Source organism: Bacillus sp. LM 4-2 (assembly GCF_000978495.1).
GTDB classification, from domain to species: Bacteria; Bacillota; Bacilli; order Bacillales; family Bacillaceae; genus Bacillus; species Bacillus subtilis.
In genome coordinates this window covers 3,888,960-3,900,432 of the sequence record NZ_CP011101.1, presented here as the reverse complement: position 1 = coordinate 3,900,432, position 11,473 = coordinate 3,888,960, and the positions used below count along the sequence as shown (strand labels likewise).

The 11,473-nt window shown below is 45.2% G+C and carries 11 protein-coding genes; 8 read left to right on the top strand and 3 right to left on the bottom strand.

What is annotated here, in order from left to right; translation table 11 throughout:
* Position 1: 1 nt before the first annotated feature.
* The 3 genes from hutU to hutP form a co-directional block, all read right to left on the bottom strand.
* Positions 2-1,660, bottom strand: a complete 1,659-nt coding sequence (gene hutU / locus bslm_RS19370) for a urocanate hydratase (protein WP_003243634.1) — start codon at positions 1,658-1,660, stop codon at positions 2-4.
* Positions 1,657-3,183 (bottom strand): histidine ammonia-lyase, encoded by a 1,527-nt coding sequence (gene hutH, locus bslm_RS19365; protein ID WP_003243255.1) that lies wholly within the window; start codon positions 3,181-3,183, stop codon positions 1,657-1,659. Before hutH ends, hutU begins: the two co-directional genes overlap by 4 nt.
* 112 nt (positions 3,184-3,295) lie before the next feature.
* Positions 3,296-3,742 carry a histidine utilization transcription antiterminator HutP gene (hutP, locus tag bslm_RS19360; RefSeq protein WP_003243875.1) on the bottom strand — a complete coding sequence of 149 codons (447 nt, stop codon included), beginning with the start codon at positions 3,740-3,742 and terminating at the stop codon, positions 3,296-3,298.
* A gap of 317 nt (positions 3,743-4,059) precedes the next feature.
* Here hutP and bslm_RS21175 point away from each other — a divergent pair, with 317 nt between their 5' ends.
* The 8 genes from bslm_RS21175 (at position 4,060) to bglP (ending at position 11,457) form a co-directional block, all read left to right on the top strand.
* Entirely contained in the window at positions 4,060-4,224 is a 165-nt protein-coding gene (locus bslm_RS21175) for a hypothetical protein (protein WP_069703969.1), read from the top strand.
* 133 nt (positions 4,225-4,357) lie between these two features.
* A complete protein-coding gene (gene abnB / locus bslm_RS19355) occupies positions 4,358-5,767 on the top strand; it encodes an arabinan endo-1,5-alpha-L-arabinosidase AbnB (RefSeq protein WP_003244268.1) in 1,410 nt (469 codons plus the stop codon).
* A gap of 306 nt (positions 5,768-6,073) precedes the next feature.
* Entirely contained in the window at positions 6,074-6,439 is a 366-nt protein-coding gene (locus tag bslm_RS19350) for a YwqH-like family protein (RefSeq protein ID WP_009968400.1), read from the top strand.
* Between the two features lie 11 nt (positions 6,440-6,450).
* Complete coding sequence (locus bslm_RS19345; protein ID WP_003244193.1) at positions 6,451-6,720, top strand: YwqI/YxiC family protein; 270 nt, start codon at positions 6,451-6,453, stop codon at positions 6,718-6,720.
* A gap of 19 nt (positions 6,721-6,739) precedes the next feature.
* Positions 6,740-8,449, top strand: coding sequence for an LXG family T7SS effector ribonuclease toxin YxiD (gene yxiD, locus bslm_RS19340; RefSeq protein ID WP_003244234.1), 1,710 nt, complete (start codon positions 6,740-6,742; stop codon positions 8,447-8,449).
* A complete protein-coding gene (yxxD, locus tag bslm_RS19335) occupies positions 8,446-8,889 on the top strand; it encodes a type II toxin-antitoxin system antitoxin YxxD (RefSeq protein WP_003244256.1) in 444 nt (147 codons plus the stop codon). Before yxiD ends, yxxD begins: the two co-directional genes overlap by 4 nt.
* Positions 8,890-8,934: 45 nt before the next feature.
* Positions 8,935-9,243, top strand: a complete 309-nt coding sequence (locus tag bslm_RS19330) for a contact-dependent growth inhibition system immunity protein (RefSeq protein ID WP_003242733.1) — start codon at positions 8,935-8,937, stop codon at positions 9,241-9,243.
* Positions 9,244-9,627: 384 nt separating this feature from the next.
* Positions 9,628-11,457 (top strand): PTS beta-glucoside transporter subunit IIABC, encoded by a 1,830-nt coding sequence (bglP, locus tag bslm_RS19325; RefSeq protein ID WP_046381451.1) that lies wholly within the window; start codon positions 9,628-9,630, stop codon positions 11,455-11,457.
* Positions 11,458-11,473 lie beyond the last annotated feature (16 nt).

Here is an 11,473-nt window from a genome sequence, read left to right as displayed (position 1 = left end):
TTTATTTTTGCATCGGCACGATAATGTCCTGTTCCTTCGCTACTTCAACGGCACGTTCATAACCCGCATCCGCATGACGGATAATGCCCATTCCTGGGTCGCTCGTTAAGACCCGCGCGAGCCGCTCGTCAGCCAGCTCACTTCCATCGGCCACTGCAACCATGCCGGCATGAAGGGAATAGCCCATTCCGACGCCGCCGCCATGGTGGAAGGAAACCCAGCTTGCACCCGCCGCCGTGTTGACAAGCGCATTTAGCACAGCCCAATCACCGACAGCGTCACTTCCATCCTTCATCGCTTCTGTTTCCCGGTTTGGAGAGGCGACAGACCCGCAGTCCAAATGATCTCTCCCAATAACGACAGGCGCTTTTAGCTCCCCGGTTCTAACCAGCTCGTTAATGGCAAGGCCCATCTTTTTTCGTTCTCCATATCCAAGCCAGCAGATACGGGACGGCAAGCCTTGGAAGGTGACTTTTTCCTGTGCCATATCAATCCAGCGGTGAAGGGCTTTATTTGTCGGGAACAGCTCTTTTAATAACGCATCCGTACGGTAAATATCTGCCGGATCTCCGGAAAGCGCCGCCCAGCGGAACGGCCCTTTTCCTTCACAGAATAAGGGGCGGATGTAGGCAGGGACAAACCCCGGAAAATCGAAGGCATTCTCCAGCCCTTCATCCTTTGCGACTTGCCGGATATTGTTGCCGTAGTCAAATACAATAGAGCCCTTTTGCTGAAAGGCCAGCATGGCTTCGACATGTTTTTTCATGCTTTGCTTCGCAAGGCGCACGTAAAGCTCTGGAGTGTCTTGACGCAAACGGTCAGCTTCATCAAGGGAATAGCCCTCGGGAACATAACCGATTAAAGGGTCATGGGCAGATGTCTGATCTGTCACAATATCAATTTTGACGCCTCGGTTCAAAAGTGTGTGATGCACCTCAGCTGCGTTTCCGAGAAGTGCAATGGACAAAGGTTTTCCTGCCAGCTTTGCCTCTTCAGCCCAAGCTAAGGCTTCCTCAATCGATGCTGTTTTTCGATCGCAGTATTTTGTTTCGATCCGCTTGTCGATGCGTTTCTCGTCAACCTCGACGGCAATCACGACGCCTTCATTCATCGTGACTGACAGCGGCTGGGCGCCTCCCATTCCGCCGAGACCCGCTGTCAGCGTCAACGTTCCTTTTAAGCTGCCCCCGAAGTGCTGTCGCGCCAGCTCAGCGAAGGTTTCATAGGTTCCTTGCAATATGCCTTGTGAGCCAATGTAAATCCAGCTGCCAGCCGTCATCTGTCCGTACATCATTAACCCTTTTTTCTCAAGTTCGTGGAAATGCTCCCAGTCTGCCCACTTCGGAACAAGAACAGAATTTGCTAGGAGCACGCGAGGGGCCTGCGGGTGTGTACGGAACATGCCAACGGGCTTTCCGGATTGCACGAGCAATGTTTCATCATTTTTTAATGTTTTCAAGGAATGCTCAATGGCGTGAAAAGCGTCCCAATCCCGTGCGGCTTTGCCAATCCCGCCATATACGATGAGGTCCTCCGGCTTCTCGGCGACTTCTGGATCAAGGTTGTTTCGAAGCATCCGAAGCACTGCCTCTTGCTCCCATCCTAAGCATTCAAGCTCTGTTCCTCTGTTGGCACGGATTGATTTTTTTACATCAGTCATATGTTCATCCCCCTTAGTTCTTTATTCTGATGATCAGGTATTAAAGATTCTTTCTTCAGCCAGTCAGTCAAGCGTTCAATGTCATAGGAAAAAACACGGTCCTGCTGAATGGACGGCACGACTTTTCTCATTTCTTGAAAAAGCTGTTTCGTATAGGACGCTGCATGTTCTATGCCTCTGTATTCAACAGCCTGCAATGCGCAAATGGCTTCGATCGCAATGACTCTCCTTGTATTTGCGATCACCTGATAAGCATGCCGAGCGGCGATGGTTCCCATGCTGACATGGTCCTCTTGGTTGGCGGATGACGGAATGGAATCCACACTTGCAGGATGGGCCAGTGTTTTATTTTCAGAAACGAGTGAGGCCGCGGCGTACTGCATGATCATTGCACCGGATTGCAGACCGGGATGAGGGCTCAGGAACGGCGGCAGGTCATTCAGCTGCGGATTCACAAGTCGTTCGATCCTACGCTCTGCGATATTCGCAAGCTCTGATATTGCGATTTTCAGAAAATCCATGGCAAAGGCGATTGGCTGTCCGTGAAAGTTTCCGCCGGAAATCACTTTGTCACCGTCATTGAAAATGAGTGGATTGTCTGTAGCTGCGTTCATTTCAATCTCTAATTTTTCTTTGACATATCCTAGTGTCTGCCAAGTCGCACCGTGTACTTGCGGAATACAGCGCAATGAATAGGCATCCTGTACCCGCAGTTCTCCCTGGGAGGTTGTCAGGCCGCTGTCAGATAGATAAAAGCGAATTCGTTCTGCGACATCGATCTGCTCCTGATAGCCGCGGGCTAAGTGAATATCCTCGTCAAATGCATCGATAATTCCCTGCAACCCCTCAATCGTTAAGCTGGCAATTCGTTCTGTTTGATAGGCTAGTTTCTCAGCTTCGATGTAGGCGACCACCCCCATTGCAGTCATGGCCTGAGTCCCGTTAATCAAGGCAAGCCCTTCCTTGGATGTCAGCGTTACCGGTTGAATACCTGCTTTTTTCAAGCCTGTCATTGCCGGCATTCTTTCCCCCTCAAAAAAGACTTCTCCTTGTCCGATCAGCGCAAGCGCCAAGTGGGAAAGCGGCGCCAGATCTCCGCTTGCGCCAAGTGATCCTTGCTGAGGGATGACAGGATGGACGCGTTTATTTAAAAAAGCAAGCAACTGCTCGATCAGCTCAGCGCGTACACCGGAAAAGCCTTTTAACAGCGCATTGGCGCGCAAAAGCAGCATTGCCCTGGAAACACACTCAGGAAAAGGGTCGCCGACTCCGCAGGCATGAGAAAGGATTAAATTCAGCTGCAGCGCCGCCGAGTCTTCTTTCTGAATCAGGACATCGCTGAATTTGCCAAATCCGGTGTTGATGCCGTAGATTGTCTTTTCGTCGCGTACAATCCGTTCCACTGCTGCTCTGCTTTTTTTCACGCGCTCCATACTTTCCTCAGAAGCCGCTGCCTCCTCAAAATCAAACAGCACACGAGCGACGTCGGCTGTTGTCAATGAAGAACCGTCTAAAGTCACCATAAGCCCAACTCCTTTTTCTTTACTTTGGTAAAGCGCCCATACAAAAAGGAGCTATGCTGTGAACTTCTGTTTTCACGCATAGCCCCCTATCGTCTAAGATCTATGGGCTGTTTCATATGTGATTAATTCCAACGCCGAATGTTTCATGCTCAAGACCTTTAATCGGCGCCCCGATTGTTCCGTAAAGCGAGACAGCGATCCAATCGCCTTCCGCTTCACTTTCATAAGGATTTCCCCTCAAAACGGCAAACCTCAATCCCACCGTCCGAAGCAGCGATCCCAGCAGCATTTCACCTCTGGTCACGCCATGCAAAGCCTCCATCGTCGCATGATAAAGCGCATGTGACTCCCGATAACCCTCAGATTGAATGACACCGCTCTTTTTGGAAGCGGTTTCAATTGCGGCTACTACTTTATGTGCGTCCATTGATCCTACCTTGCCAAGACAGACCTTCCATCCGTCTCGCTCCAGCTCCTCAACCTGCGTACTTTCTTCCGCCTCATTCAGCAGCAGGAGAACAGACAGCCGGCCGATCCGACGCTCTTTATGCAGTGTCATATGAATCACTCAATTCCTAAAAATTCTGATAACTATTAACTGAGTATTATATTAATTGGTTCAGCAGCAGAAGTCAAAAGGTTTTTTATAGTCTTTAACAAGTTAGATTGCTATTGTAATAGCGTGACGCAGAAAGCAGAACAGGTTTTTTCAGCGATTGCACACGATATCCAGACAAGGAGGCAAGCGCCGCTGTCTAACTCTCAATATGCGTTTACTAAGTCGTATTTTTCGCAAGGCGTTTTATAAAGAGCCAGCCGAATGACTCTGGTGTTGACGGGCAATCAGGCATCATCTTAAAAAACGCCGACAACGAAATGGCTGTATCACAGTTGATGCAAAACCTGACAAAGCAGTTATTACATGTACGCGAAAGAAAAACAGACGTGATGCAAGAAGGAGAAACAGCAAAAGAGTTGAACTATGAAGGAGAGAATATGCAAGCAACAAGTTCTGCGCAAAACAGACAGACATCAGTCTGACTATGTAAGTGAAGTGAGAAATCACCTATCTGGATGAATATGAAAACATTCGGCTGTTTTAATAGGCCGGGGTATCTTCATAGAGAAATGTAAGCGTTTAAAATTTAATAAAAAAGAGAGGCGAATTGTTTAGATGTTCAACCGATTGTTCCGTGTATGTTTTCTTGCAGCTCTTATCATGGCCTTCACCCTCCCAAACTCCGTCTATGCACAAAAACCTATATTTAAAGAAGTCAGCGTCCATGACCCTTCCATCATTGAAACAAACGGCACTTTTTATGTTTTTGGATCTCATCTCGCTTCAGCTAAATCGAATGACCTCATGCAATGGCAGCAGCTGACCACCAGCGTAAGCAATGACAACCCACTTATCCCGAATGTCTATGAAGAATTAAAAGAAACCTTCGAATGGGCGCAATCCGATACTCTTTGGGCGGCTGACGTCACGCAGCTGGCGGACGGCAAATACTACATGTACTACAACGCCTGCCGCGGCGATTCGCCAAGATCCGCCATGGGTGTTGCCGTTGCTGACAACATCGAAGGCCCATACAAAAACAAAGGCATCTTTTTGAAATCAGGAATGGAAGGCACAAGCAGCGATGGAACACCGTATGATGCAACCAAACATCCGAATGTCGTCGACCCGCATACCTTCTTTGATAAAGACGGCAAGCTGTGGATGGTGTACGGATCATACTCAGGCGGCATTTTCATACTTGAAATGAATCCGAAAACGGGCTTCCCGCTTCCTGGACAGGGATATGGGAAAAAACTGCTCGGCGGCAACCACAGCAGAATCGAAGGCCCGTATGTTCTCTACAATCCAGACACCCAATACTACTACTTATACCTATCATATGGCGGTCTCGATGCAACAGGCGGCTACAACATCCGTGTGGCCCGCTCCAAGAAACCGGACGGCCCTTACTATGATGCAGAAGGCAATCCAATGCTCGACGTCCGCGGCAAGGGAGGCACATTCTTCGACGACCGTTCCATCGAACCATACGGCGTCAAACTCATGGGCAGCTACACTTTTGAAACAGAAAATGAAAAAGGCACCGGGTACGTCTCACCAGGCCACAACTCCGCATACTATGATGAAAAAACCGGGCGTTCCTATTTAATCTTCCACACCCGCTTCCCGGGCAGGGGTGAAGAACACGAAGTCAGAGTCCACCAATTGTTCATGAACAAAGACGGCTGGCCGGTAGCAGCACCATATCGTTATGCGGGCGAAACATTGAAAGAAGTAAAACAAAAAGACATCACAGGAACATACAAACTTATCCAGCACGGAAAAGACATCTCAGCCGACATCAAACAAACCATCAACATCCAGCTCAACAAAAACCACACCATTTCCGGGGAAATGACCGGAACATGGAGGAAAACCGGAAAAAACACCGCCGACATCACGTTAGCAGGCAAGAAGTATAACGGGGTATTTTTACGCCAGTGGGATTCGGTGAGAGAGAAGAACGTCATGACGTTTAGTGTGCTGAATACCAGCGGTGAGGCTGTATGGGGATCTAAATAAGATGGAGAAGCGCCTTCGAGGGAAGGTGTTTTTTTATGAGCTTTATTGACTATAAGAAACAGTTAAGTGGGAGGAAAAATTAGAACTGGAGGAGAGATTAAAGGCTTAAATAAAAAGTCCCTACTATGATTGTTTTCTCCTTTCATAGGGTGATGAGATCGTATTTTTAGCAATTTAGAACCAGTTCTATACCTCTCAAGACAATCCTTTTTACCTTTTTATCCAATATGACCCATCATGTAATATGAAAATAGTCTGTATTGTAAAGAATTTACACAGTTTGATAGAAACACGAGGTGTTGCGGCATGCATAGTGAAATGTTGTTACATTCGGTAAAAGCCGACTTACATGAAAAGCAGGAACAGATCCATCAATTAAAACGAGTGCTGCACGAAATTAGGCAAATCAAACACGATTTCTCTGAGGCCCAGCATCTCATTCACCGGCCTCATCTTAACCGGGAGGCATGGAGAGGAACACATGCTGAGCGGTTTGAAGATATTCGTGAAGGAATGAACAAAGCATATCAGCAAATCAAAAGCGATCAAGTCAGCGGAATCATCGAAAGCATAGAAGGAAAAATCCACTCATTAGAGGGCGATGTGTATTCTATAAGACGCCAAATCACGAGGATAGAGCATGAAATAGAGAAGGAAAAACATAAAAAGTGAGGTGAGCACAAATGGCACAGGAAATTAAAATGGTGTATGACACAGTGAAGCAAGGGCTTTCTCAGCTCAAGAATTCAGCTGAACTCAAGTCCTCATTGCCCGGTCATCTCTCAGGCAGAAACCATTTGAATGTTGTGAAGTCCATCGAGCAATTAAATAAGGACATCAAAGAGCTCACTGAAGCATATGCGTCTGTTCTGGCCAAGCATATCGCACAAACGGAAAGCGCGGTAAACGCCATGAAGGAAACGGACGAAAACATATCATCTTCCATGAAATAAAGCGCGGGAGGACAAGGGATTGAAAACATTAGATGTCCACGCTCTTCACGAGGGCATTCAGCATACGATTGAGAAACTGGACAAGCAAAAACAACAGCTGGAGAAGCTGGAAAAAAGCGTTGAGCATCTGGCAGGCATGAAGGATGCGCTGAAAGGAAAAGGCGGAGATGCCATCCGGACCTTTTACGAGGAGTGCCACAAGCCTTTTCTCCTTTTCTTTGGCATATTTATCGACGAATACAAAAAAGTGCTGAAACAAACACAGCATGCGATTTCCTCTGTAGAATCTAACTCCCACGGCATGATCGCAGAGGCTTTTCTCTCACACGATGCGAGACATGGGGTCAAGCATGCACGAGAAGTGACAGAGCAGCTCACTGACGCAGTCAATCGCCAGACATCAGCCATAGATCACATCGTCAGCCTGCCGACAGTCAATGATTCCTTTTTTCGGATGGAAACAGAACAGGCTGAGCGGCTGATTTCAGACACCCTGAATAAGCTCTTTCAATTTGACGGCCAGCAAACCCAAGCACTAGAAGCCGCAAAATCAGATTTTCAAACGATGAAAAAATACATTGATCAGCTCGAAACCATGTACACCGGCCCGAAAATTGAAATCACAGGCTACAAAAGCGGCTCCATCCTGAAATCACAGGAAGAAGAAAACATCAACCAAATCTTCGGCGCGATTAACCCGCAAATGAAGCAGGCGGATGATTCACCGATGGAGATGATGCTGAAGAAATTAGCCGAGAATGAAAAGTCTAAAGTGGATTCAGTTGTCAAAACGGGTGATTCTAAAAAGGTAAGTAAAAATATCATCGTTATCAATGGTAAAGTGTATAATACGAGTGAACATAGAGAACATATAAAAACTGATTTCTCAAATGCAGAGGTTAAGCAAGTCGTTTATAATGATACACTTTACAATGTATACATATCTGGTAATGACATGAAGCTTGAACCTGTCGTCTCGCTTTCGGACATTAAAGTGGATGAGAATGGATATGTGAAAATTTTAGAGACGGCTGTAGAACTTACCGGCGTGTATGATCTATTTAAAGCAGCCACGGGCAGAGATCCGGTATCAGGCGAAAAAGTCACAGGGAAAGACCGTGTTGTTGCCTCCATAAACTCAGTACCATTTGCCAAAATAGCTAAGTTAGAAAAGTTAATAGATATTAATAAACTTATTAATAATGGGAAAAAGGCTAAGAAGGCTTCGGAAGTTAAAAACGTTGCTAAGGATAAAGGGAAAATTGCGAATGATGTAAGTGGATCTGCTAATAAAATTAATTCTGATTTAATAAAAAAGTATGCTAGAGATATAGAACAACGCACAGGTAGAGAATTACCTAAAAATCAAATAGATAAATTAAAGGAAGCATTAAGAAATAAAGAATATAAAAAAATGTCACCAATAGAGACTGCAAAACACAGGACTAAATTTGATAAAGTAAAAAATAAAGTTATAAAAGAATGGGAAGAAAACACTGGACAAAAATGGCCTGTTTATAAGGAAAATGTTGTATCTGAAAAAACAGGTAAAATTATTAGAAAAAAAGGGGATAAGTATGATGCTCACCATATAATTGAAAATACTTTTGGCGGAGAACATGAATGGTGGAATATGCATCCAGCAAAATTTCCTAACGAGCATCAAGCTGGGATTCATGGTACAGGCTCACCAGCAAATGAATTATTTAAAGGAGGCAAAAAAAAATGAGTTATAATTTTATAAAATCAAACAAAGAAAATGATTTTTATCCAGTGAATCAAAGTGAGATTGAAGAGGTTGAAAAAAATTTAAACTTAAAATTACCTAGTGAATTAGTGAATTTTTATTTAGAAGTTGGCTATGGGTTTATTAAAGGATCAGAGTTTAATACTAATCGCATTTTGGATCCATATTCTGTAAGAGACTTTCGATTGAGGATAAATGACTTTGAATTTTATCCTGACATAGAAATATATGATGAGTTTGAGAATGATAAATTAATATTTTTTGAAGGTAGTGAATCGGCATTAATGTCAATTGAATTAAATGATAATAATAAAAATCCGATTTACTATTATGATATTCAAATTGCAACTTCTCTTACCGAGTTCTTAAGAAAAATAGAAGAGAATGATCAGTATTATCTTGATTTATTAGATGATGAATGATTTTAACATTATCCCGTTACCTCTCCCTTAAAGGAGCAAGATGACATGTTATTGATCAATAAACAGAAGGACCCTGTTTTTCAGTTTTTAGCTGGAACATTCCATCAAGATATTGAAACTCCTGATGACGCTATACAAGAGTTATTAATAGAGGAAAGTAAGGAATATTTGGAGGATGCTATTGTCTTTTTAACGGATTTTATTGAAAGTGAGCATTCAGACAATAAGAAAAACGATTACATTCAATCTTGCGCAGATGGCGTGTATCTTCCTGCGTTTAATTTAGAACCAATAGATTGGCTAAAGAATGTAATAGTACAGATAAAGAAGTCTTTAAAAAAATTTAAACGGTAACGATTCATAACCTTGATTGGAAAAAATGCCTTTCAAGGTTTTTAATTACAATAATTTTTTATTGAAGTTAATACTAAGTTCAAATCTTTATGATTACTTTTGTTCTAGAAACGATAGTCAACACCAAAAATGAAAGCGTTGACATCTCACGAATCTAGTGCTAAAGTATACCTACAAACAAATAAAACGACCCGTCAGGATTGTTACTGCGAAAGCAGGCAAAACCTAAATGGTGCAGGTGCAGGAGGAGACTCTCGCAATCTGTGTCATTTAGGTTTTTTTTATTCTCTTTTAGGAGGTGATGCAGCATTTGATACAAAAAAAGCTGGAAGAAAGGCGGCCACCTTTCTCCCAGCAGTCCCCCCATAAAAAGGAGGTATACACATGGATTATGATAAATTATCGAAGGACATATTACAACTCGTAGGCGGTGAAGACAACGTTCAGCGCGTGATTCACTGCATGACGAGGCTGCGTTTTAATCTTCATGACAATTCGAAGGCGGATCGCAGTCAGCTGGAGCAGCTGCCTGGAGTGATGGGCACCAATATCAGCGGCGAGCAGTTTCAAATCATTATCGGAAACGATGTGCCGAAGGTGTATCAGGCGATTGTGCGGCACAGCAATCTCAGTGATGAGAGGAGCGCTGGTTCATCCTCTAAGAAAAAGAATGTGCTGAGTGCGGTCTTTGATGTGATTTCTGGTGTGTTTACCCCGATTCTGCCTGCGATTGCGGGAGCGGGGATGATCAAAGGGCTTGTTGCGCTGGCAGTTACGTTTGGCTGGATGGCGGAGAAGAGCCAGGTTCATGTCATTTTGACGGCTGTCGGTGACGGTGCGTTCTACTTCCTGCCGCTCCTGCTAGCGATGAGTGCGGCGAGAAAATTCGGAAGCAATCCGTACGTAGCGGCAGCCATTGCGGCGGCGATTCTGCATCCGGATTTGACAGCCCTGCTCGGTGCGGGGAAACCGGTTTCCTTTATCGGGCTTCCTGTAACCGCTGCCACTTATTCGTCAACGGTCATCCCGATTTTGCTGGCGATTTGGATTGCTTCGTACGTAGAAAAATGGATTGACCGTTTTACACACGCATCTCTCAAATTGATTGTGGTTCCGACGTTGACATTATTGATTGTCGTGCCGCTGACATTGATTACAGTCGGTCCGCTTGGCGCTATTTTAGGAGAATACTTGTCTTCTGGGGTCAATTATTTGTTTGATCATGCAGGGCTTGTGGCGATGATTTTGCTGGCGGGTACATTCTCTTTAATCATTATGACGGGCATGCACTATGCCTTTGTGCCGATCATGATCAACAACATCGCTCAAAACGGCCACGATTATTTACTGCCGGCTATGTTTTTGGCGAATATGGGGCAGGCGGGAGCATCATTTGCCGTCTTCCTTCGCTCCAGAAACAAAAAATTTAAATCACTCGCGCTTACCACAAGCATCACGGCGCTGATGGGGATCACAGAACCTGCGATGTATGGCGTGAATATGCGATTGAAAAAGCCGTTTGCAGCCGCTTTGATTGGCGGTGCAGCCGGTGGCGCGTTTTACGGCATGACGGGTGTTGCTTCCTATATCGTCGGGGGGAATGCAGGTCTCCCGAGCATCCCTGTCTTTATCGGCCCAACGTTTATTTACGCGATAATCGGCCTTGTGATTGCGTTTGCGGCGGGAACAGCAGCTGCGTATTTGCTTGGATTCGAGGATGTGCCTTCTGACGGCAGCCAGCAGCCGGCAGTGCATGAAGGCAGCAGAGAGATCATTCACAGCCCGATTAAGGGAGAAGTGAAAGCATTAAGTGAAGTCAAAGACGGAGTGTTTTCTGCCGGGATCATGGGAAAAGGATTCGCCATTGAGCCTGAAGAAGGAGAAGTTGTGTCGCCTGTTCGTGGAAGCGTTACCACCATTTTTAAAACAAAACACGCAATTGGCATTACGAGTGATCAGGGAGCTGAAATACTCATACACATTGGATTGGACACGGTGAAGCTGGAGGGACAATGGTTCACGGCTCACGTCAAAGAAGGCGACAAGGTCGCACCGGGAGATCCGCTCGTGTCCTTTGATCTGGAGCAAATCAAAGCCGCGGGATATGACGTCATTACCCCGGTGATCGTGACCAACACAGACCAATATTCATTTTCGCCGGTAAAAGAGATCGGTAAAGTGCAGACAAAAGAAGCGCTGCTTGCTTTATCTTGAAAAAACTAATGGGGTG